Origin of the sequence: Pseudoalteromonas sp. HF66 (assembly GCF_011806445.1) — a bacterium.
Taxonomy (GTDB): Bacteria; Pseudomonadota; Gammaproteobacteria; order Enterobacterales; family Alteromonadaceae; genus Pseudoalteromonas; species Pseudoalteromonas apostichopi.
Map to the genome: position 1 here is coordinate 64198 of NZ_JAATOU010000011.1, position 23856 is coordinate 88053.

General features: G+C 41.4%; 19 protein-coding genes and 1 riboswitch. Of the genes, 12 read left to right on the forward strand and 7 right to left on the reverse strand.

Translation table 11 applies throughout. From position 1 onward, the window contains the following. Positions 1-136 precede the first annotated feature (136 nt). The 3 genes from HCZ11_RS12290 (at position 137) to HCZ11_RS12300 (ending at position 3219) form a co-directional block, all read left to right on the forward strand. Complete coding sequence (locus HCZ11_RS12290; RefSeq protein ID WP_063703177.1) at positions 137-619, forward strand: YajQ family cyclic di-GMP-binding protein; 483 nt, start codon at positions 137-139, stop codon at positions 617-619. Between the two features lie 143 nt (positions 620-762). After that, a complete protein-coding gene (locus tag HCZ11_RS12295; protein WP_130050669.1) occupies positions 763-1002 on the forward strand; it encodes a hypothetical protein in 240 nt (79 codons plus the stop codon). A 175-nt stretch (positions 1003-1177) separates the two neighbouring features. Beyond that, positions 1178-1332, forward strand: a riboswitch (cobalamin riboswitch). Positions 1333-1365: 33 nt separating this feature from the next. Further along, positions 1366-3219: a TonB-dependent receptor gene (locus tag HCZ11_RS12300; RefSeq protein WP_167658539.1), complete on the forward strand. Its 1854-nt coding sequence runs from the start codon at positions 1366-1368 to the stop codon at positions 3217-3219. Between the two features lie 147 nt (positions 3220-3366). Here the strand turns inward: HCZ11_RS12300 and msrA are convergent, their stop codons facing one another. The 3 genes from msrA to HCZ11_RS12315 form a co-directional block, all read right to left on the reverse strand. Continuing rightward, a complete protein-coding gene (gene msrA / locus HCZ11_RS12305; protein WP_130050671.1) occupies positions 3367-3900 on the reverse strand; it encodes a peptide-methionine (S)-S-oxide reductase MsrA in 534 nt (177 codons plus the stop codon). Positions 3901-3984: 84 nt separating this feature from the next. Then, a complete protein-coding gene (locus tag HCZ11_RS12310) occupies positions 3985-7083 on the reverse strand; it encodes an efflux RND transporter permease subunit (protein WP_130050672.1) in 3099 nt (1032 codons plus the stop codon). A gap of 3 nt (positions 7084-7086) precedes the next feature. Continuing rightward, complete coding sequence (locus tag HCZ11_RS12315) at positions 7087-8139, reverse strand: efflux RND transporter periplasmic adaptor subunit (RefSeq protein ID WP_130052251.1); 1053 nt, start codon at positions 8137-8139, stop codon at positions 7087-7089. A 241-nt stretch (positions 8140-8380) separates the two neighbouring features. Between HCZ11_RS12315 and HCZ11_RS12320 the strand changes: the two genes are divergently transcribed. The 4 genes from HCZ11_RS12320 to HCZ11_RS12335 all read left to right on the forward strand — a co-directional run bounded on the left by HCZ11_RS12320 (position 8381) and on the right by HCZ11_RS12335 (position 11737). Further along, positions 8381-9088 carry a DUF2982 domain-containing protein gene (locus HCZ11_RS12320; RefSeq protein WP_130050673.1) on the forward strand — a complete coding sequence of 236 codons (708 nt, stop codon included), beginning with the start codon at positions 8381-8383 and terminating at the stop codon, positions 9086-9088. A gap of 33 nt (positions 9089-9121) precedes the next feature. Next, a complete protein-coding gene (locus tag HCZ11_RS12325; RefSeq protein WP_167658540.1) occupies positions 9122-9454 on the forward strand; it encodes a hypothetical protein in 333 nt (110 codons plus the stop codon). An 83-nt stretch (positions 9455-9537) separates the two neighbouring features. Further along, positions 9538-11214: a DUF1566 domain-containing protein gene (locus tag HCZ11_RS12330; RefSeq protein WP_167658541.1), complete on the forward strand. Its 1677-nt coding sequence runs from the start codon at positions 9538-9540 to the stop codon at positions 11212-11214. A 1-nt stretch (position 11215) separates the two neighbouring features. Further along, entirely contained in the window at positions 11216-11737 is a 522-nt protein-coding gene (locus HCZ11_RS12335; RefSeq protein ID WP_130050676.1) for a DUF1566 domain-containing protein, read from the forward strand. On the opposite strand, the gene HCZ11_RS12340 is transcribed toward HCZ11_RS12335, so the two are convergent. Continuing rightward, complete coding sequence (locus tag HCZ11_RS12340; RefSeq protein ID WP_167658542.1) at positions 11725-12834, reverse strand: tRNA nucleotidyltransferase; 1110 nt, start codon at positions 12832-12834, stop codon at positions 11725-11727. The genes HCZ11_RS12335 and HCZ11_RS12340 overlap by 13 nt on opposite strands. A 125-nt stretch (positions 12835-12959) precedes the next feature. Between HCZ11_RS12340 and HCZ11_RS12345 the strand changes: the two genes are divergently transcribed. After that, positions 12960-13880: an ExeA family protein gene (locus HCZ11_RS12345; RefSeq protein WP_130050678.1), complete on the forward strand. Its 921-nt coding sequence runs from the start codon at positions 12960-12962 to the stop codon at positions 13878-13880. 13 nt (positions 13881-13893) lie between these two features. Continuing rightward, positions 13894-14949: a general secretion pathway protein GspB gene (locus HCZ11_RS12350; protein WP_167658543.1), complete on the forward strand. Its 1056-nt coding sequence runs from the start codon at positions 13894-13896 to the stop codon at positions 14947-14949. Positions 14950-14965: 16 nt separating this feature from the next. Here the strand turns inward: HCZ11_RS12350 and HCZ11_RS12355 are convergent, their stop codons facing one another. Together HCZ11_RS12355 and putA are read right to left on the reverse strand one after the other, a co-directional pair. Continuing rightward, positions 14966-16174: an HD-GYP domain-containing protein gene (locus tag HCZ11_RS12355; RefSeq protein ID WP_130050680.1), complete on the reverse strand. Its 1209-nt coding sequence runs from the start codon at positions 16172-16174 to the stop codon at positions 14966-14968. A gap of 162 nt (positions 16175-16336) precedes the next feature. After that, the gene (gene putA / locus HCZ11_RS12360; RefSeq protein ID WP_167658544.1) at positions 16337-20140 is read right to left on the reverse strand and encodes a bifunctional proline dehydrogenase/L-glutamate gamma-semialdehyde dehydrogenase PutA; all 3804 of its coding nucleotides are present in this window, start codon (positions 20138-20140) and stop codon (positions 16337-16339) included. A 167-nt stretch (positions 20141-20307) separates the two neighbouring features. On the opposite strand from putA, the gene HCZ11_RS12365 reads away from it, so the two are divergent. After that, positions 20308-20790 carry a winged helix-turn-helix transcriptional regulator gene (locus HCZ11_RS12365; protein ID WP_130050682.1) on the forward strand — a complete coding sequence of 161 codons (483 nt, stop codon included), beginning with the start codon at positions 20308-20310 and terminating at the stop codon, positions 20788-20790. Positions 20791-20834: 44 nt separating this feature from the next. Here HCZ11_RS12365 and HCZ11_RS12370 read toward each other — a convergent pair whose 3' ends face one another. Then, complete coding sequence (locus tag HCZ11_RS12370; RefSeq protein WP_130050683.1) at positions 20835-21434, reverse strand: TIGR04211 family SH3 domain-containing protein; 600 nt, start codon at positions 21432-21434, stop codon at positions 20835-20837. A 213-nt stretch (positions 21435-21647) separates the two neighbouring features. Between HCZ11_RS12370 and HCZ11_RS12375 the strand changes: the two genes are divergently transcribed. Continuing rightward, positions 21648-23168, forward strand: a complete 1521-nt coding sequence (locus HCZ11_RS12375) for a CYTH and CHAD domain-containing protein (RefSeq protein WP_167658545.1) — start codon at positions 21648-21650, stop codon at positions 23166-23168. A 4-nt stretch (positions 23169-23172) separates the two neighbouring features. Then, positions 23173-23826 carry an START domain-containing protein gene (locus HCZ11_RS12380; protein WP_130050685.1) on the forward strand — a complete coding sequence of 218 codons (654 nt, stop codon included), beginning with the start codon at positions 23173-23175 and terminating at the stop codon, positions 23824-23826. Positions 23827-23856 lie beyond the last annotated feature (30 nt).

A 23856-nucleotide genomic window follows, 5' to 3' on the forward strand; every position in this document is an offset into this window, starting at 1 on the left:
AATTGAATGGTCAGTATATCAAACAATTTTTGCATCGCACCTGAACAAATCGGATAAAAATAGAAAGAATCGACAAATAAGCGTTATAATTGCCAACCATAAATGAATTTAAAAAAGACTATGTTAGGAGAACCCCATGCCTTCATTTGATATTGTTTCTGAAGTAGAAATGAACGAAGCGCAGAATGCAGTAGATAATGCAAAGCGTGAACTAGAGACGCGTTTTGATTTTCGTGGTGTTGATGCATCAATCGAACTAAGTGATAAAGTAATCAAGTTAAAAGCAGAAGCACCACAACAAGTTATGCAACTTTTTGACATTCTTGCTGCGAAAATTTCAAAGCGTGGCTTAGATGTATCTAGCTTAGAATTAAGAGATGAGTCGCGTAGTGGTAAATACGTAATGCGTGACGTTGCGCTTAAGCAAGGTATTGAAAAAGACGTAGCGAAGAAAATCGTTAAATTAATCAAGGACTCAAAAATCAAAGTACAAGCCGCTATTCAAGGTGAAGAATTACGTGTAACAGGTAAAAAACGTGATGATTTACAAGAAGCAATGCAAGTTGTTCGTACTGCTGATTTAGGTCAACCATTCCAGTTCAAAAACTTCCGCGATTAATACTCTGTGTTTATAGCTTTGAGCTGTAGGTTTTAAGCTATAAACCTGCAAGTTTCTGAACTTTACAAGGAGCGTATTTTGAGACGAATATTAGGTTACAGAGAAAAAGATATCTTCTAGCTATTTTCAGCTAGAGGATATTTATGTCAGTAAAGAACAAAACAATTGACCGTAATAAACACGGTAAAATAAACAGAAAATACACAGGCCCACACAGTACTTATTTTTACCAACAAACACCAAGTTGGTGGGTGAAAATGACGATGACCAAGCCAAGAAGACGCTTAAATAAAGCTCTTTGCAAGCTTGTGCTGAATGGTGCTGACCCAGAAGGAATTGTTTTTCCGTTAGGAAATTCAAAACCTCACGAGTACTTCTGGTAATCATTGTTTTATAAAAGCCAATCACCATGCTGATTGGCTTTTTTGATCTGACTCCACTTACAGTTTGAAGCTTTAGGCTTAAAGCTTTGCTTTAGAAGTATAGCCGTCCATTGACTTTCTTCCCCAAAATCATCACAATAACGGCCTATTTTCGAGGTGCTTGCTGTATCTTCAGATACGTTATATTTCAAAGGGTGAAATAGTCGCAAGATAATCGGGAAGTCGGTGCGTTTTCAGGGAGAAAACAATGCCAACACTGCCCCCGCAACGGTAATGTATATGCCATGCATGTACAGAGTCCGGAGACCGGCCTTGAATTAACTTACTATTCGCGTGTGCGGTGGGCACAGGCTAGGGGATATCATGCTAAATAAATCTGCGTTATGCGTAGCGGTTGCTGCTGCGTTATCTTTTTCTGTATCTGCTGACGAGCAATCAATAGAGCACATCACAGTTACTGCCAATAAATTCGAACAATCAATTAATGATGTATTAGCCAGTGTCACTGTTATTGGCCGTGCTGATATTGAAGCAAGCTATGTGCGTGACTTACCAAGCTTACTGGCGACTCAAGCTGGCTTTCAAATTAATGCTAATGGTGGTTTTGGGCAAAGCTCAGGTGTTTCTTTACGTGGTGCAAGCTCTCGTCATACGCTTATTTTAATTGATGGTGTACGTACAGGCTCTGCAACACTTGGTTATAAAAGTATTAGCAATATTCCTTTAAACAGTATTGAGCGTGTTGAAGTAATTAAAGGCTCACGTGCTGCTGTATATGGCTCTGATGCGCTAGCAGGTGTGATTAATATCATTACGCGTAAAGCACAAAACACGACCTTAGACGTGACTTTTGGCTCAGACTCTTATCAAGCGTACCAAGTAGCGACGGGTGGTCAGTTTGCGGGTGTTGATGTTGCTGTTAATGCTGGTTATGAAAAAACAGATGGTTTTGATGTTCTTCAAGGTCTAGCGCCAGATGAAGACGGCTACGAAAACAAAAACCTTGGCTTTAATCTAGGTTATCAAAATGAGCAATTAGGTGAATTTTTAGCTCAAGCACAGTACTCAGAAGGCGAAGCCAAATACGACAGTGCTTATAGCCCAGCAAACAGTACCGTAGAAAAAGGCGAGTTCGAAAATTACCAAGCTTCATTAGGTTGGAAAAAAGCCTTCGAAAAACACAGCCATGCCATCGATATTGCCATATCAAGTGATAGTTCAGATGACTCACGTATTGATTACACTGGTGCAACGGTGGTTGATAAGTTTGAAACTGAGCGTGAGCAAATCGATTACAATGGCCAATACTTTTTCAATCAAGCACTGTCTCTTAGTGGCGGTTTGAATTGGTATAAAGATGAAGTGAACACTAACTCAGGTACATACTTAAAAGACAGCCGTGAAGTATTCGCTGTGTTTGTTGGCGCATATTATGATGACGAACAAGTACTCGCTAACCTGACAGTTCGCCAAGATGATGATCAGCAGTTTGGTGATGAAACAACATACACTGCAGCTGTAGGCTATCACTTAAATGACATCGCCACATTCCGTGTTAGTCAAAGTACTGGTTTTAAATCTCCAACATTTAATGATCTATATTACCCAGGCTCAGGTAATCCAGAGTTAAACCCTGAAACATCAGATAACCAAGAGCTTGGTTTATCACTCAATGTGAATGATATTAGTCTTGATATTGCGATTTTCCGCAGCGAAATCGACAATAAAATCGCTTGGGCACCAAATGCATCAGGGCAATGGATCCCAACCAATATAAACGAAGCTCGCCACGAAGGTGTTGAGTTTAGTTTTAAAAACCAAGTATTTGGCTTTGATCATAGCTTTAACTTTACCTACCTTTCAGCGGAAGATACACAAACAGGTCAGTCACTCACCTATGTGTCAAATCACAGTGTGAATTGGTCATTGCACAAAGCATGGGGTGATTTTGATGCCGGTATCGATATGCAATACCGCGGTGATCGTGATGGGAAGTTAACGCACTTACCTTCTTATACGTTATGGAACTTAGTCGGTCACTACCAAGCGACTGACAACTTAACTGTGTCACTACGAATAGAAAACCTATTCGATAAAGAGTACAACGCCGTTGATGCCTATGGCACTGATTTAGATGGTGACTTTATCAATGACGAATTTTATTACTACAACACGGCTGAGCGTCGCCTGTTTGTAGGTGCCCGTTATCAGTTCTAATAGCCTTTAAGGTCAACTGAGCTGTTTGCTTAAAGCGAGTAATTGACATTAATTTGCCCATTCATGTCATTTGTATAAGTAAAAACAAGCTCAGCTTCATTATTAGTTCTGCGTCTAAAAGCTCGCTACCTACTTAGCGGGCTTTTTTCATTTTAGTTTATCAGCGAAATATTGCTCGAACTTAGCAAGCTTTGGGGCAATAAGTATGCTGCAATAACCTTGATTCGGGTTTTCATTGTAATAGTCTTGGTGGTACTGCTCTGCAGGATAAAAGTTTGATAGAGGGCTGAGTTCAGTCACAATGGGTTCACGAATTTGCTTTTGTAAAGCATCAATCATGGCTTGTGACTCAGTTTTTTGTTGTTCATCATGATAATAAATCACACTGCGATACTGCGTGCCGACATCATTACCTTGACGGTTTAACTGTGTGGCATCATGTAAAGTGAAGAACATTTCAAGTAGGGTGTTATAGCTCACAACACTGCTGTCGAAATCAAGCTGAACAACCTCGGCATGACCTGTTAAGCCAGTACAAATTTGCTGATAACTTGGGTTTTCAATCTCGCCGCCAGCATAGCCAGAGCTGACATTAAGTACTCCTTTCACACGTCTAAATGCTGCATCAATACACCAAAAGCAGCCGCCGCCAAAAGTAGCTATTTGTATGTTGTTATCCATATTTAACTTCCTTACCTTTTTGCTGACTATAGCTGAAAAAACAAAACGCCGTAAATACGGCGTTTTGTAACATCTTAAACTCGTTTAAATTTCTTCTAACGGCTTATCTTTTGCCTGTTGTTCTAACTTGCTTTGTAAGTACTCAGGCGACTGGGTATTTCTGGCTAGCGCACTGTATGCTGCAGGTACTACGAATAAGGTAAGTAAGGTTGCAACAATAACACCAGTAAATACCACCACACCAATTACCATACGGCTTTCTGCACCTGGGCCACTTGCAAGTACTAGCGGTACCGAGCTCATTACAGTGGTCAGTGAGGTCATGATAATGGGGCGTAAACGCTGCGTAGCTGCTTGAGTAATCGCTTCGTCAAATTCAACGCCTTTATCGCGTAGTTGGTTAGCAAACTCAACAATCAAAATACCATTTTTCGCACTCAAACCAATTAGCATTACGATACCAATTTGGCTGTAAATATTCAGAGTGAGATCTGTGTACCATAAGCCAAATAATGCGCCGACTAAACCAAGCGGAACGGTAAGCATGATCACAAACGGGTGAATGAAGCTTTCAAACTGGGCTGCAAGTACTAAGAAAGTTACAGTTAGTGCAAGAATGAACACATAGGTCATTGCTGATGCGCCTTCATAGAATAGTTGCGATTCACCTTTGTAGTCAATTGCACCGTCTATGTCATTTTCTTCAGCCGCAACTTGATTTAAGAAGTTCAGCGCTTCTTCTAAGGTATAGCCATCTGCTAAATTCGCACTTAACGTAATTGCGCGCATACGGTTATAGCGGTTCAAACGAGACGCTGTGGCTTCTTCTTTTAAACTAATTAAGCTATCTAGCGGAACCAATTCGCCACTGCGTGATTTTAAGTAGATATTTGAAATATCAGTCGGGTTAGCAAAATCTTCTTTGGTCCCTTTTAAAATTACATCGTATTCTTCACCGCGGTCGATAAAGGTCGTTACGCGACGTTGGCCTAACATGGTTTCTAGCGTGCGACCTACATCAGATACAGAAACACCTAAATCTGCAGCTTTGTTTTTATCAATGTTGATTAAAAACTGCGGGAAGGTTTCTTTGTAATCATGGTCGATTCTCACCAAACCAGGGTTTTTCTCTGCACGCTGGATAATACGGTCTCGCCAATCAGCTAGTTGATCGTAATCGTTACCTTGCAATACAAACTCAATTGGGCGTGATGAACCACCGCCACCGATACCTCGGCGCATAATCGCAAAAGCCCGTACATCGGTCACTTCCGTCATCTTACCGCTAATTTCATCCATTACTTCCCAAGTTGAGCGCTTGCGTTTATCCCAATCAGCCATTCCTATGATAGCCACGCCACCTTGACCACCCCAACCCGGGACTCGAATAAGCACGCGACTTAATTCACCAGATTCAGAGTAAGGCATCAAACGCTCTTCAATTTTTGCCATGTTAGCCGCATTATTCTCATAACTAGCGCCTTCTGGGCCGCTCATCATGATAAAGAATGTTCCACGGTCTTCTTTTGGCGTCAGCTCTGATGGCACTTTTTGAAATAGCATAAAGCTGGCAACACCAGCCAAAATCATCATTAGTAGTAAGCTCCACTTACGACTCATATTTGAAGTAAGTGAATTACGATAGGCGTTTTCAATTTTGTTAAATGTTCTATCCATCCACTGGCTAAACTTACTTTCTTTTTCTGATGGCTTCAGTACTTTTGAGCAAAGTGCCGGAGAAAGGGTTAAGGCTGTAATACTAGAGAAGAACACTGCGGCGCTTACTGCCATAGCAAATTCGGTGAATAGTGCGCCGATACGGCCATCCATAAACACCAGTGGTACGAAGACCGCAATTAGTACGAGCGTAGTGGCGATAATCGCAAAGCCAACTTCACGGGCACCACGAAACGCAGCAAGAAGAGGCGGTTCACCTAACTCTATTCGGCGGTGAATATTTTCAAGCATTACAATTGCGTCATCTACGACTAAACCTATCGCAAGAACGAGAGCTAATAGAGTCAGTAAGTTGATTGAGTAACCCATAGCAAGCAAGAACATAAAGCTACCAACTAGCGCTACTGGTACCGTGACTGCAGGTACGAGTGTTGCACGAATATTACCTAAGAATAGGTAGATAACCAATACAACCAGTGCCATTGAAATTCCAAGCGTTCTATATACTTCATCAATTGATTCTTTGATAAAGATAGATGAGTCATAGCTGTCTTGAATGGTTGTGCCTTCTGGCAGGTTACGCTTGATTTTTTCAAGTTCTGCGCGGGCATTATCAACGACGGTAAGAGTATTGGCTTTGGCCTGCTTTACAATGCCTAAGCCAATCATATTTCTGCCATTACCGCGAAACAGACTTTCGTCGTCAGCGGCTTCTAAGTGAACATCAGCCACTTCACCTAAACGTACTAAATAGCCATCTTCACCACGTTTAATAACCAAGTTTCTAAAGTCTCGCTGATCTTTATAACTACGGGCGGTACGTACTGTAAAATCACGGTCGATAGACTCGATTTCTCCAGCGGGTAATTCAACGTTTTCAGTTCGTAACGTGTTTTCGATATCGCTACTGGTTATACCGCGTGCAGCCATCGCTTTACGGTTTAACCAGATTTTCATTGCGTATTTACGTTCACCACCAACACGCACGTTTGAGACACCGTCAACAACGGCTAATCGGTCAACAATAAAGCGTTGTGCATAATCAGATAACTGTAATGAATCCATGGTAGTACTGTTTAGTACGAACCATGCAATTGGGCTTTCATCGCTGTTTGATTTAGATACCTCTGGCGGGCGAACTTGCTCAGGTAAGCTATCTAGGGCACGGGCTACACGTTCGCGTACATCGTTTGATGCAGCATCGATATCACGGCTGATATTAAACTCAATGGTGATATTTGAGCGACCATTACGGCTCGATGAATTAATACTTTTGATGCCTTCGATACCCGAAATGCGGTTTTCGAGTACTTGGGTGATTTTGGTTTCAATAATCTCTGCGCTGGCACCAGTGTAATCAGTGCTAACGCTGACAATCGGTGTTTCAATATCCGGGTATTCTCGCAGTGGGAGCATAGAAAATGCCACCAAACCAAAGGTAAGTAATAACAGGTTGATTACGATCGCAAAGACCGGGCGTTTAACGCTAGTATCAGTAATTTTCATGGTTTAGCCCTTGATACTTACTTTGCTGCCAGTACGGATCTTAATAATGCCTTCAGTCACAACTTGCTGACCACTTTCAAGGCCTTTATCAATGGCTACCCAGCCATTGTGACGACCTGCCACATGTACTTCTACTTTGTTAGCAACGCCATCTTCAATTTGGAACACATAGTGTTTGTCTTGCTGAGGGATTACGGCTTTCTCTGGCACCATTAGCGCTTGGTTTGAACTTAACTCTAACGCCGTGTTCAGCAACATGCCTGGTCGCAATAAACCACTTTTATTAATAAAGCTTGCAGTTACTTCAACGCTACGTGTTATAGAATCAATACGAGAACTAATGTGGGTCACTTTACCGTTAAAGGTTTTTTCTGGGTAGGCATCATTTTGCGTCATCACTTTCATACCAAGCTGCAACTGAGCTAGGTATTTTTCTGGCACCTTAAAGTCGACCTTAATAATGCTGATATCATCAAGTGTGGTAATGTTTGTTGTATTGCTAACATAAGTACCAATTGAAATTTCGCGCTTGCCTAGCAAGCCAGAAAATGGCGCTTTGATGGTCATTTCTGCCAGCTTTGTTTTAGCACTTTCAAGTTGTGCTTCGGTTGCGTCAACCCGCGATAATTGCTCTTCAAGTAATGATTTAGCAGTCGCTTGTGAGCGAGATAACTCAGTGAGGCGCTCAAGTTGGCGGCGTTCTTCGCGTAAATTAATACTTAGCTCTTTTACTGCTAATTCTTCTTCTTGAGATTGCAATTGAACTAGTTTTTGACCTTTACTCACTAAGTCGCCATCATTGAAAAAGATATCGGTAACATAATCGTTTTGCGCGCTGCGAATATAAATCGCTTGGTTAGCACGAGCGCTACCAATTGCTTCAATGAGTACTGCATTTTCCTCGGCTGTAACAGTGTGCGCTGTTACTTGTGTTGCACGGTTGCCAAAGTTGCTTTGCTCCCCTTGGCTTGAAGGTAAATACAAATAAATACATAACCCAAGTAAAAGGGTAATAATAAAAGGAAAAAGTGCTTTACCAGATTGTGTAGAATACATCATCGTGTTACCAGAAAATTAGTTGAGTGTAGTGTACAAAATTAGTACGTGCCCCGTATGTCAGGTATCTCATAAATTTGTGCATTTGGCGTAAAAGTTAAAAGTTCGGCTAATTTGTTCCTTTATTGTGACTAAAAGAGAGGTTTTAGTATGGGTAAAGAACCAAAGTGTAATTATTGTTTAACGCTTAGAAAGATAGTTTTGGTCACAATTGTGATGTTTATTTTTTACTTTTCAGTATATGGATAAGAAACTTCCTGCACTCAAAGTGCGTGCTCAAGCATCTCGCCATGGCAGCGAGTTTTTAATTGTTGGCGGTATTGGGTTAATCATTATTATGTTGGTTAACTTATTGAGGCCCGGTGAAATTAGCATTGTTGAGATTTTTTTAGCAACAACCTGTATTGCCGCAATTTTTATTGGCTTTTTAAAAACTCAAGAACCATACTTTAGCCTAACATTTACTCAGAATTTACTTATTTATCATCATAAAATTGGGAATTGGCAGCTAAATCGTGCTAATTTTCATCATAGTGGTATACCAAAAGTGGAACAAGGCTTAGAATACCTTGAGTTAAACGCAGTTGGTATTAAACTCAATAACATAGATGAATTTTTAACTCAGATTTCCCCGAGAATTGCTGGACGATTACTGATAGAGCAACGTCATTTATTTATGCAAGTCATTCAAAAATATTGCAAAAATGGTGATTGCCCATCAGAATGGTTAATAGAAGAGACGGACTACACTGCCCCTAGTGGTCAGCTTTACAAAGGATTGATTGCCATGTTTGCTAATCGTACGCAGCATTTAAGGCAATTAACAGGATACGATTTATTATTGCCAGCCAATGTTCTTGATGTTGATATTTGGCAATTTAGTGCTGATTTAAATCGTTGGAAACTGAATCCTAATGAGTTTATTGAGGCGCGTTTACAGAAAAAGTAAGCAGTTAGGTGCAGTAAGTAGCAGGATAAGACTATGAGTCAAGAACGTTCTTTTATTAAAAGCGGTCGAAACACAATAATACACAAAGATAAAAAACTCGACTTAGTGGTTGTGAATGGTGAGAATCACCCACGCATTAAAGTTACTCAAAATGGTTTAGAGCCGTTTAAAGAAGACCTGCCAAAAAACCGTCGTGAAGCCAAAGAGCGCTACTTAGAGATGGTGTATGTAGCAAGCCCTGATGTATTTGCAGAAGAAAAACGTTTGTTGTTTATCCAAGCCCTCGATGGCAGAGAATACAAAGTCGATTACAGTAAAGTAGGTACAAAGCTTTTCGTTCGTATCCATCAAGAAAGTTATTTATAAACCCGAGTCTGGCACTTTAATTGCTTATTATTAGCTTATTTGGCAGTCGGCCATGACCGACTTTGCATTTTAAGGTGGTAAACATGAGATTAGTGCCTCTTACCCTAGTTGCATTAACGACATTAACAGCCTGTGGCGGCGGTGGTGGTTCGAGTGATTCGAATCCAGTTGCAGCAACAGTTAATGCAGGCTCAGATCAGCAAATTATTGAAAAAAGTGAATTTACTGTCTCTGCCAAAGGCTCTCCAGCAGATGGCACTTTTACCTGGGAGCGAGTCAGTGGCCCAGCAGTAGAAGGTTTTCCAGCTGAAGGCGCAGAACAAACCATTACCGCTCCTGATATTAAACTCGACTCTGAACTTGTTTTAAAAGTTAATTATCAAACTGATGGGCAACTTGTTTCCGATCAAGTTAGTATTTTTATTACCTCTAATAATCAACTGCCTGTTGCAGTGATCACTCAAACCGCGCCAGAAGAGTTACCATCACAATACAATGATGTGATTACATTAAGTGGCGAAGAGTCTGCTGATATCGATGAAAATGGTTCGGTTGATAGCTACTTATGGACTCAACTTGATGGTCCTGAATTAACGGCTGATAGTTACGACAAGCAAACCATTAGTTTCACTCACCCACTACTTGAATCAAATACAGCGATGACTTGGCGCTTGACTGTAACTGACGATGAAGGTGGTTCAGCAAGTACTGAAGCGTCGTTTACATTAAATAAAACGGTTGAAGTAATTATTGCTGATGCGGGCGTTGATCAACAAGTTATTGAGTTTGATACCGTGACGCTTGATGCTAGCAATAGTGAAATCGTGACGGCAACAAAATCATGTTTTTGGCAGCAATTAACAGGCGAAACAGTGACTTTGGCAAACCAGAACCAATGTATCACAACTTTCGTCGCTCCTGATGTTGATACCGATTCAGAGCTGAGCTTTGAAGTTACCGTGACAGATAGTAAATCACGTAGCGACACGGATATTGTGATTATAGATATAAGTCCAAAACCTCTGGGTTTAATTAATGATACCGGCATGAGTGATTGCTACAACAACTCACAAAAAATTAATTGTGACAGCGAAGACTTTCCAAGCCAAGATGCTGATATAGGTCGTGACAGCGTCGCAAATCAACTCGATAAAGTTGGTCAGGGTGACTTGGCGTTTGATTTTACGAAAATGAATGAATTTGCCGATGAACTACCTGATGATGCTACTCGCTTTAGCTGCGTACGCGATAACGTGACAGGGCTAATATGGGAAGTGAAAGAAGCAAGTTCAACATTGCCACCGTCAACCACCGAGCGTGCTGGATCAAATCATTATACTTGGTATCTAAATGGTTCAACTGGAGTGCAAACTGGCAGTGTGCAAGGGGCTGCGGGCTCTTCATGCCCAAGTACTAGTAACTGTGGCTTGCAAACTTATATTGATGATGTAAATAGCCGCGACTTTTGCGGTGGTACAAACTGGCGTGTGCCCACTTACACTGAATTATTAGGGCTATTAGATTATGCCAAACAAGGTGAGTCTACGTTACTTAATACAGACTTTTTCCCTAATCAGCCTAGTGATACTCAGCTAAGTACTAGTAGCAGTTCGTTTATGCCATATTGGACCTCACAAACAGCGGCAGATGGTACAAGTCTATCGCAGGCCTATATTATTGATATGAGTAGTGCTAATGATTTAGCGTACCCCAAAAATAACACCGCCTTTGTGCGCTTAGTCAGAACGCCGGGAGAGTAATATGCGAAAGTTACCTTTAATTACCGCACTTACCGTTATTGCTTTGCAATCGGGTTATGTCGCAGCGCAAGTATGTTATAACGCCGTCACAGAGACCACCCCTGATAGCCGTTTTGTGATTAACGAAGATGGTACAGTCAGCGACAGCGCAACGGGCCTTATGTGGCAACGTTGTACATTTGGTCAAAGCTATAATAGTGAAACGGATACCTGTGAAGGGACCAGCCAGCAACTTACCTGGGGTGAGGCACTGCGCGGGGCCGAAAATGCAACCTTTGCTGATTACAGCGATTGGCATGTGCCAAATGTTAAGGAGTTAGCAAGCATTTTAGAGCACAGTTGTGTGCAGCCTAGTATTAACGAAACGGCGTTTTTATCAACTAAGCTGCAAAACTATTGGAGTAGCACTTCAGGGATCAGTCGCACTGATCTTGCTTGGGTGTATCAATTTGATAAAGGCATAAATAGCCTTCATGCAAAAACATCTGATGTTTATTTGCGTTTGGTGCGCTACGAAAAGTAATTTTTAATAACCTCTAACCGCGCTTGCTCAAGCGCGGTTTTTATTTCTGCCCCTTTAATACCTTGCGCAATAAACTGCTGCGGATTAACTGCACGCGCTTGCGCTGCTGCTTTTATTAGTGACTCATAGCAGGCAACTGACTGTTGATGACTAACCTCTAAAACCTTTAATACCTGTTCAAAGCGTTCTGGGCGACGCCATAAATCAAGTTGATTAAAGCTGCTAAAAATAGCCTCGCTAGTCGGTTTTTCTGCGCTTAACGTTGTTTGATGTATTTGACTAAATAGCGCTAAATCACGCACTTCATTAGGTAAGCGTATGCTAGTTGCAATGGTCTTTATCTCGTCACTTGAAAGCGATAAGGTGATTTGACTGAATAACACTGCAATGTCATTAATTTTCAGTTTATTAGCATAGGCAAAGCGTGCTTGTAGCGTGTTGTAAAGCTCATCGCACCACTTTTCTTCAAGCTCCGCGCTTACGACATGCAGACCGCCAATACTAGCAAGCACATTTAGAAACTCGCTAAATGCACCGTCACTGAGAGACTTTTCGCACTCTAACCACACTCGTTCAGCGGTGAGAGTGTTAAGTTCACCCGCCTGCACCATATCAATTAAAAGAGCTTTGGTTTCTGGAGCAATAGTAAAACCTAGGTAATGATAACGAGCTGCAAAACGGGCTACCCGTAATATTCTCAATGGATCTTCACTAAAGGCATCAGAAACATGACGAAGTAAGCGATTTTCTAAGTCTTGTTGGCCAGAAAAAGGGTCAATTAAGCTGCCATCTTCAGCTTGTGCAATAGCATTTACAGTGAGATCTCGGCGAATTAAGTCTTGCTCTAGTGTCACATCCGGCGCGAAATCACAAATAAAGCCGTTATAGCCTTGGCCTTGTTTTCGCTCGGTGCGAGCTAGCGCGTATTCTTCTTTACTTTGAGGATGTAAAAATACCGGGAAGTCTTTACCAACTTGTTGATAGCCTTGACTAATAAGTTGCTCAGGCGTTGCGCCAACCACCACATAGTCACGCTCTTTAATGTCACGACCAAGTAGGGCATCTCTGACTGCGCCACCGACTAAATAAACCTGCATAAAACACCTCTAATTTTGCCTTTTGGCTATTTTACGTTATTTAACCAATAAAATGTAAACAAGGTTTTAAGTAGCGAGGTTTTTTGCCATTATAGACCGTGATTTTAAACGCAAGGAATAACACGGTGTATTTAAGCTATTTTGGCTTGTCAGAAAAACCCTTTTCAATTGCCCCAAATCCTGAGTATTTATTTCTTAGTGAGCGTCATAAAGAGGCATTAGCACACCTTACCTACGGATTAGGTGAAGCGGGTGGCTTCGTTTTATTAACAGGTGAAGTCGGTACAGGTAAAACAACACTAACGAGAAGCCTGCAAGAGCAGCTACCTGAAAATACTCAAGTAGCACAAATTCATAACCCTGCTTTGTCACAGCTTGAACTGCTTGCCAGTATTTGTGATGAATTGAATATCGACTATGACAGCACTAATGCGACCTTAAAGACCCTCACTGATGTAATCAAAAAACACCTTGAGGCAAATAATCAAGCAGGCGGCCATACCATCTTAATTATTGATGAAGCACAACTACTCGCGCCAGATGTGTTAGAACAGTTGCGGCTGTTAACCAATATCGAAACAGATCATAAGAAGCTGCTGCAAATTGTGTTAGTAGGGCAACCGGAGCTTCAAGAGCTACTAAAACGCACTGAATTAAGACAACTTGCTCAGCGAATCACTGCGCGTTATCACTTATTGCCACTAACTGAAGGGCAAGTGTTTGCCTATGTTAAGCATCGTTTGTTTAAAGCGGGGACAGAACAAGCTTTATTCTCGGGTGATGCATTAAAAGCGATTTATCAAGTTACTCAAGGCGTTCCAAGGTTAATCAATTTACTGTGTGAGCGTTGCCTAGTCGGCGCGTTTTCTCAACAAAAGCTGAGTATTGACAGTGAGCTTGTGATGCGCTCTGCCGCCGAAGCACTACCGCCAACCAGCACTCCTGTTGCTGCAGTAGAAAATAAAGAGCCGAGTTATGTTTGGCTTTACCCAGTTTCATTTTTAGCCGTATTAGGGATGGGTATTGGTTTATCCTACCTAATATAACGAGTTTACATTTATGTCATTATTATTAGATGCAATTAAACAGTCAGGTCAGCACGAACAAACCGCGGTTGATCACGATCAAGCTGCACTAGCGCTCAAACAACAGCAAGAACTTAAACGTTATCGTCGATTAGCTTTTTTATTTGGCCTATTACTAGCGGCAATATTAACGCTTATGGCTGGATTTTCGATTGGTAAATGGTTACAGAAAACTAAACCATTTGCCGAGCAACCAAAGGTCGTTAATAACAACAATGAAGTGACCAAAAGCACCCCGACTGAGATTAAGACAAGCCCTGAAAACGAACAGCCTGCTAAACAAGAGCAAGTAGCACAAATTCAACCTCAGCAAGCTACAAATAATGCAGGACAAGCAGCTGCGATTCAGCAAGGTCAAGTAATGCAACAAGCAGCGGTACAGCAACAAATGATGCAGCAAGTTCCGGTGCAAGGTCAGCAATATCAATGGGTGCAAGTGCCAGTTAATTCAGCTCCTGTGTACGCCAATCAAGGCTATCAAGTACAACCTCAGTACCAGCAACCGGTATACCAAAATCAGCCTGCGTATCAATCACAGCCACAGTTCTCGCAACCAATGCAGCAAATTAATCCTCAACAAATGAGTAGTAACGGTGTCGATTTAAGTAAATATAAGGTGCTTGGTAAACCACTCGGTAGTCAGCCAGTTCAACCTGTTTCTACATCATCAGCCAATGATGAGTTAAGAGATGTGCCAGATACATTGAAAGACGCTTTTGCTAAGGCTGTTGAAGATGTTGACAGCAAACGTAGTGTCGATATTACTCGAAGTACTAAAAACACGTCCTATGCAGAGCCTATTGAACTCTTGCCAGATGCATTACAAAGCCTTATTCCAACAATTAAATACCAAGCACACATCTATGCTTCAGAAACGTCTAAGCGTTGGATAAAGCTTAATGGCCGAGAGTTATATGAAGGAGATAACATCGGCGTGTTATCTGTGGTTGAAATCACCCCAGAGCAAACTTTATTAAGCTACGATGGTTATGAGTTTACATTAAAAGCATTACAAGACTGGCCTGAATAGCCAGTCTTACCAAGGGCTAAGGTAAAATAGAGTTCTTAAAGAAGCGGATCAGATCGATATTAAAGTCAGTCGGTCTGACAGCTGCTTCTAAGCTATCGTGACAGCGGCTGTTTGCTAAATCGATATCTTGTACTTCGGTATAGTGTGCATGTTTGGCATTATAAAAAACCTTTACAGAGGGCTTTAATGGGCTGGTAGGGTTACTACGTGTTACCACTCCTAATTTTTGGCTTTCAAGTTTTACCAAGGTGCCAACAGGGTGAATACCGATACACTGTATAAATTTGGTTACTAGGTCTCCATCAAAGCTATCTGGGCAGCCATCTTTAAGTATCTTAAACGCCTTTATTGGCTCCATACCAGCTTTATAGACCCGCTCAGCGGTTAATGCATCATACACATCAACAATTGAAGCCATACGTACGTACAAGCTTATTTCATCAGCGCTTTTACCAAATGGGTAGCCACTGCCATCTAGGCGCTCATGGTGGAAGCCAGCTATATCAACAGCAATCCCGCTCAAGCCTGCTTGCTCTAAAATCTCTTTACTAAAGCGAGCATGATCTTGAATGGTTTTATATTCGTCATCTGTTAACTTGCCTGGCTTATTGAGAATTTCATCCGGAATATTAATTTTGCCGATGTCGTGCAGTAATGCACCTGTGGCAATTTCTTGGATTATCGATCTTTCTATCCCTAAATGTTTGGCAAAAATACTCATTAAAATTGATACGTTGATTGAATGCTCAAGTAGATAAGCATCTTTCTCACGCATACGAGTGATACAGGCGAGGGCGTCTTGATTACGAAAAACCGAATCAATAAAACCGTTTGCTAGGTCTTTAAAAGGAGCTATATCAATTTTATTACCATCACGTATATCGTCAAAGGCTTTGTTTTGTAATGACTTTGCTTCGTTATATAAGCTATTTGCCTTACTCATTTCTGCCGACACACTATGAGTGGTGTGCCAGGGATCAAAAGCAGTGGTGTCGTCAGCAGGTTGTGGATTATTTTGCTGCTCAACCACTTTATTCTCACTGTCTAAAGTCAGTGTTTTGTTTGGGTCGATAGCTATTTCTAATATGCCAGCCTTGATCAGCTTGTCTATGCTTCCCTGTGTTTTTACCCAACCTTGGTTTTTAATACGGATCTTGCCAGTCTGTTTCGTTACACTTTGGACAAACATGCCCGGCTTAAGTTGATTGATAGGGAGTGTTTTCAAGGCCTTTACTTCTAATCGAGTTCAATACTATAAAACTAGCAGAAAATCTGTATCTCGGTAAACAAGAATAATGAAAAGGTATCTTTAAAAATCAAAAAGCCCTCGCAATTGCGAGGGCTTTTATTTAGCTCAGGAGGGGTTAATTTCCTTTAATCAATACGATTACTCGTCGTCTTCAACCAATGTCATTAGTGATGTGTTACCACCAGATGCGGTTGTATCAACACTAATTGTTTTCTCAGTTAATAAACGCTTGATTAGCGTGTCGTAGTACTCTGAGCTGATCACTGGCAGAATCGCACCTTTACGCTGTGCTAGCTGCTGGCTGAAGTAGCCTAAACGTGATGAGCGTGCAGCTACAACAGCACCAGCAAGGTGAGGATGTGCTAAAATTGCTTGTAACTGATTAGGTTTAGCAACTTGGAATACACCCTCAGCAATACCTGTTGAAATAAACTTATCTCTAAATGCAACTGCTTCATCAAAGAATAACTCAGAAGCAACCGTGATTACTGTGTTACCAGCAGCTAATGCTGTGATAATTGAAATTGCCCAGAAGTTAAACGATGTGCTCTTGTCGGCATAACAAACTACACAACCACGAGGCTCTAAGTGCAGCGTATTAGACTCACCCGTTGGCCCAGGCAACACAGTGTGTTTACGCATGTGTTTTTCAAGACGGTTAAGCTGTGCACGTGCATCAGCTAAGGTTAACGCTAAGTCATCAGCAAGTTCATCAATGATTTCAACAGTCGCTACTTTTGCAAGTAATTGACGAACAGCAGAAACTCGGTCGTTAAGTGGTGTTGCACGCCAGATTTTTTCATCACGTAATGAGTTATCCATCAGCTTAGCAACTTGCTCAGCAGCACCTGAGTAGTGGTGAGTATCTAACTCATCAGGTGTTAGATTTGTCATTTGTACGTTATCTGGTGATGCTTTTTCTTTCACAAGACGTTGTAAGTAGTTAGGGCCACCGGCTTTAGGGCCTGTACCAGATAAACCACGGCCACCGAAAGGTTGTACGCCAACAATCGCACCGATCATATTACGGTTGATGTAAACGTTACCTGCACGTGACATTTTCGCTAAGTACTCGCAGCGCTCTTCGATACGTGAGTGCACACCCATGGTTAAGCCAAAGCCAGTGCCATTGATTTGATCAATCACATTATCAAGCTCTGTGCCTTTGAAGCGGATGATATGTACACACGGGCCAAAAACTTCGCGTTTAAGCACCGATAAATCTTTGATCTCGTATAAACGAGGTGCAAAGAAATAAGCACCGTTTTCGCTGTTATCAGGAATTGCACATTCATAGTGAAGTGTTGCATTACCTTTTAAGTACTCAACGTGGTCAGTTAAGTTTTTAAGTGCTTTTTCGTCGATAACAGGACCGATATCCGTTGAAAGTAATGAAGGGTCGCCAACGTGAAGCTCTTTTAAAGCGCCTTTAAGCATCTCAATGATGCCATCAGCAACATCTTCTTGTAAGAATAATACACGTAGTGCAGAACAGCGTTGACCAGCACTTTGGAAACCTGAACTGATCACATCATCAACAACTTGTTCTGGTAGAGCTGTTGAGTCAACGATCATACAGTTTTGACCACCGGTTTCAGCGATAAGCGGTACTTGAATATCGTTACGCGCAGCAAGTGTTTGCGAAATGAGAGTCCCTGTTTCTGTAGAACCTGTGAACATAACAGCTTGAATTCGCTCATCAGGAACGATAGTTTTACCTACTTCGCTACCACGAGCAATAACAGGTTGTACAACATGCTCTGGTAAACCTACAGATAGCATAAGTTCAATGGTACGAAGAGCAATTAGGCTGGTTTGCTCAGCAGGTTTAGCAATAACTGTGTTACCAGTTACGATTGCTGCGGCAACTTGACCTAAGAAGATAGCAAGCGGGAAGTTCCATGGGCTGATACATAAGATCACACCACGCGCTTCAAAGCGTTCATCTTCTGATAGTTCCTCAGCGCGTGCTGCGTAGTAGCGGCAGAAATCCACTGCTTCACGAACTTCATCGATACCATCTTGGGTAATTTTACCTGCTTCTTTAATACAAATAGCGACAAGTTCATCGTGGTGACGCTCTAGGATATCAGCAACGCGGCGTAGTAAGTTTGCGCGCTCTTTAACAGGTGTCTGTGACCATGATTCAAATGCTTTCTCTGCATTTTCTAAAAGTGCAGTCATCTCTTCTGATGATTGTAATTTCACATGACCAATGATTTCTTTATGGTTTGCAGGGTTCTTCACAGGGATAGAACCTTCAGGCACATCGCTTAATTCAATACGATGCTCTTCAAACCACGTATCAAGGTTTTCTTTAAATGGTGTGATTACATTGATGTCAGTCAAGTCCATGCCTTTTGAGTTAGCACGTTCTTCACCATATAAATCAATTGGCATTTTAATTTGCGTATTGTATTTATTACGTAAACCTTGCAGCGTTTCGACAGGATCAGGTAATAGTGATTCAACAGGCTTAGTGGTATCAACTATCGCATTTACGAATGATGAATTAGCACCGTTTTCTAATAAACGACGTACTAAGTACGCAAGTAAGTCTTCGTGCTGACCAACTGGTGCGTAAACACGACATTGAATTTTTTCTTTCTCAACGATTTGATCAAATAATGACTCGCCCATACCGTGCAAGCGTTGGAACTCAAAACCTTCGTTGTCGCCTTTCGCGACTTCTAAAATTGTTGCTGCAGTATATGCGTTGTGTGTAGCAAATTGCGGATACAGAACATCACGAGCTTCAAGTAGTTTGATAGCACACGCTTTGTAAGAAACGTCAGTGGTCGCTTTACGTGTGAATACAGGGTAGTGATCTAAACCATCTTGCTGAGTCGTTTTGATTTCGGTATCCCAGTATGCGCCTTTTACAAGGCGAACCATTAATTTACGACCAACGCGACGAGCAAGTTCTGCAACCCACTCAACCACAAAAATAGCGCGTTTTTGATATGCTTGAACTGCTAAACCAAAGCCGTTCCAGTTACCTAAATCGTCATCGCTAAATACTGCTTCAATCACATCTAGTGAGATATCTAAACGGTCAGCTTCTTCAGCATCAACAGTAAAGCCGATATCGTAGCTTTTCGCTGCAAGCGCAAGCTCTTTTAACTTAGGTACGATTTCAGTGATAACACGCTCGCGATGAGTGAATTCATAGCGCGGGTGAATTGCAGATATCTTAACTGAGATACCCGGGCTTTTGATTGGACCACGGCCATTTGCCGCTTTACCAATTGCGTGGATAGCAGTCATATAGCTTTGGAAGTAACGCTCAGCATCTTTCATGGTGCGCGCGCCTTCACCTAGCATATCGTATGAATATACGTAGCCTTTTTGCTCTTTATCCGCTGCACGTTCAATTGCTTCGTCAATAGTACGACCCATAACGAATTGCTTACCCATGATCTTCATCGCGAAGTTCACAGATTTACGAATAACAGGCTCACCTAGACGACCTATTGTTTTCTTAAGCACACCGAACTGTTGCTCTTTCGATTTGTCGCTGTAATTAACCATTTTACCGGTTACTAACAGACCCCAAGATGAGGCGTTTACAAATAAAGAATCGCTGCTACCTAAATGAGAGCTCCAGTCACCTTTAGCAAGTTTGTCACGAATTAGTGACTCTTGCGTCGCTTTATCTGGAACGCGTAATAGTGCTTCTGCAAGACACATTAAAACAACGCCTTCTTCACTTGAAAGTGAAAACTCATTTAATAGTGCATCTACACCGCTTTGACCATCCTGATCGCGACGGATATTTAAAACCATTTGACGAGCACGTTCCCACGCTCGGCTACGCGCTTTCACGCCTACTTCAGCCAAAGGCAAAATGTGATCAATAACCGCATTTTCGTCAATACGGTAGAAATCACGGATCTTTTGTCTAATTGGACATTCAGTTGTCAAATCGCCATTAAATAGCATATGTAACCCTCTGGTGTGTGGAGTCTAAAAAATGAACTAATTGCATTTCTTACCATTGATATAATTCGTGCATTCTAATTAAAATCCAGCAGAATATGCTGGTTAAATTTTTCGATTTACGATAATTTACAGGGCATACCGTTAACTTAGCCGCATAAAATTCTGTTATGACCAGTCCGAATAGATTACGCATGTTAGATCGCATCGATTTAGCAATTTTAGACGCTCTGCAAAAAAATGGCAGAATATCGAACGTAAACCTCGCAAAACAGGTAAACCTGAGCCCAAGCCCGTGTCTAGACCGTGTAAAACGTTTAGAGCAAGAAGGCTACATCGAAGGCTACTACGCAAAGCTTAGCGAAGGTAAACTTAACCAGAGCTTGTTAGCACACGTGCAAGTATCCTTGGTGACATCTAATACATCTGTTTTTAAAGTGTTTCGCGAGTATATTTTAAATATTCCTCAAGTCGTTGAATGTGACATGGTTGCTGGTGGCTATGACTATTTATTAAAAGTGCGAGTCTCAGATATGGATGAATACCGCCAAGTGCTTGGAGATTTAGTTGATATTCCGGGGGTTGGTACACATCATACTTATATGGTTATCGAAAAAATTAAACAAGATACCGGACTTAGATTCGATATATAGATACAAAAAAAGCACCAATAGGTGCTTTTTTGCAGTTTTACCGGTTATGCCCAGCCGTCATAGCGTTTACGGCGAGATAACACTACAGTTAGGATAATGCCTAACAGTAAACCAATAAATGCAATGGCACCGCCATAAGTTAATAGCTGGCGTTTCTCTTTAGCACTTGCGGTTTGTTTTGCATTACGCTCAGACTCGATGGTGTTCTTAAGGGTTTCGATTTGCTTGCTAAGTGCTAGGTTTTGATCTGTCAGTGCTCTATTTTGTTCTTGTAATTGCGGCAGCTCAATCTCTGCTTGACGAAGTTGCTCTTGCATTAACGTCATATCATTATTTAGGGCTTGAAATTGTTGTTGGATACCTGCATTTTCGGTTACGAATTTTGCTTCTACCCAGCCTTCACGATCTTTATCATCACGAATTTTAAAGTAACCATTATCTTCATCCGATAACAACATAACTTGTGTACCTGCATCGACTGAGCCCAGTATACGGTAGTTTTTGCTTGGACCAGAGTGCATAAAGGTGTACAGGTTATCGACTATATAGGCGGTGTTTTGGCTGTCGCTGCTTGGCGCTTCTTCTGCGTAACTAATAAAAGAGGTGGCCGCAAGGAGCAACCCAAAAATACACTGTTTTAACATCAATCTACCTTGTTAATGTGATCTTGCCTAGAAGTGGCTAAATTTATAATTTCTTTAAGTATAGAGATAGTAGGGATTTCAACTATCAATAGCAAGGCTGATATTGTAATCCGTGATTAGACTTGGTCGCAAAAATCAGGAAAAAATTTGCATTAAGTAGCTGCTTTGTTTATTTTGAGCACTTATTTATTTTAAATGTACTCCGCAAAACGAATGGATACTGAGATAGAACTGAAGTTTTTGGTGTCAGATGCCGTTGTTCCACTGATCCCCGCATTAATTACCCAATTTGCAAAAACCGTTACTAATAAACCGTCGCGAAGCTTACAAAATGCTTATTACGATACGCCAAGCCGAGAATTACGTGCTTTAGATATTGGCCTACGTACTCGTTGTTGCGATAGTGATTGTGAGCAAACCATCAAACTTGCCGGCGAAGTGGTTGGTGGTCTTCATCAGCGCCCTGAATACAACTTGCCACTCACAGGTAATCGCCCTGATTTACTTGCTTTTGATGCCGCTATTTGGCCGCATGGAATGCAAGTGTCTGCCATTGCTGAGAATCTATACCCAATTTTTAGTACAAATTTCATTCGCCGTACATGGTTACTCGAAACCGAAAATGGTGCAAAAATTGAAGTGGTGTTAGATAAAGGTGAAGTTGCTGCATCGGGTCAGGTTGAGCCAATTTCTGAACTTGAAATCGAACTTATCGAAGGTAGCCGCAATGAACTGTTTGCATTAGCGGATAAATTAGTTAGTGAGAGTCATGTTCGCTTAGGTCTTTATTCTAAAGCTGCACGTGGTTATGGGCTTGCCGATGACAAGCCATTAAAAGCAAGTAAATCAATCGGCTTTGTGCCGTTAAAACGTGATGCTACGCAAGAGCAAGCATTAATCGAAAGTATCAACTACGCGATTCGTTTTGTACAAAAACATGAAGCGTGTTACTTCATTAAACCGAGTTTAAAAACGCTTAAGCGTGTGACCGACGGTATTCGTTTAATTCGTCATACATTTTGGCTTTTTGACGACATTGTTAGCAAAGACGACACTGAATCATTGCGCACTGAGTTAAAGTGGTTATTAAGTGAATTAGCTTGGGTTGAAAATGCAATTCAGCTAAAAACGTACACCTCAAAGCGCCATGCATACTACAAAAAGATCAACAGTGCGCCAGAGCTCACACAGGTTATTAATGACTTAAAAGAACTACAGCCAAGCATTGACGATATTGAAACACTATTCCATAGCACCCGATACAACCGCTTGCTATTACAGCTAACGACGTGGTTAATTGAAAAGCAATGGCGCAAATCATGGGGGCAAGCTGAGTTTCAGGCTGCGGAAAAACCGGTTGCCGATATTGCTAAGCGTTTATTTGCTAAAGATTGGCACGACATGCACGAGCTCATTCCTGAGCAGCAAGTGTTTACAGATAAAGATTATTTGGCACTGCGCACGCGTCTTGAAAACTCATTACTTAGCGGCAACTGCTTAGGGGCTTTGTTCGATAGAGAGGATCGAAATGAGTTTCGTATGCCGTGGGTCGATATCTCGCATGGTATTTATGAGTTAAGTACCCTTGAGTACTTAAAGCAATTATGTGCAGGACAAGACGACTTAGAGCTGACAAAAATTCAATCATGGCTTGATCAAAAGTCTGAATTTTTAGTGAGTGCAATGGAGCAAAGTCGCCACGCTTCATTTAATACAGACCCTTACTGGCTGTAAATCAATGCGCTTTGGCCTATGGATTGGGTTAGCATGGTTGAGTTTATCGGCATTTGCTAATCCTATCGAATGGAAAACTTACAAACAGCAAGACGATATTAAAGTTAGCTATAAAAAACACGACACTGGCATTGTAGAAATTAATGCCTCTGTGCTGGTTAAAAATGCCAAAGCAAGTGACTTTATGGCGTTGTTAAGTGATACCGACAATGCACCAAATTGGCTTGAAAATGTAAAAAGCGTGACCTTAATGGAGCGCTTAAGCCCCTCGGAAACGCTTGTTTACACCCATTTTAATTCGCCTTGGCCGGTGTCAGACCGAGATTTAGTGAGTTACTCTTGTTATCATGCTTTGGATGAACACAAAACAGAGTTACAAATCAAAAGCCAACCGTATGCAAAAGCCGAAGTTGCAGGCATTGTGCGTATTAAAGACCTTACCGCTTATTGGCGTTTAGAAGAGCAACAAAGCAATTTGTTGGTACGCCATCAAGCCTATGCAGATCCAAGTGGCTCAATTCCCCGCTGGTTAAGTAATAAAGTGTCGTTAAAAAGCGTCTATAAAACTCTAGAAGCACTCCGAGAACAATTAGCTAATAATCAATTTTCTCGTATCAAATCACCCAGCCGTATCGGTTCATGCCCTCATTTTGAGTAGTAATACAAAAATATTACATATAATTACAAT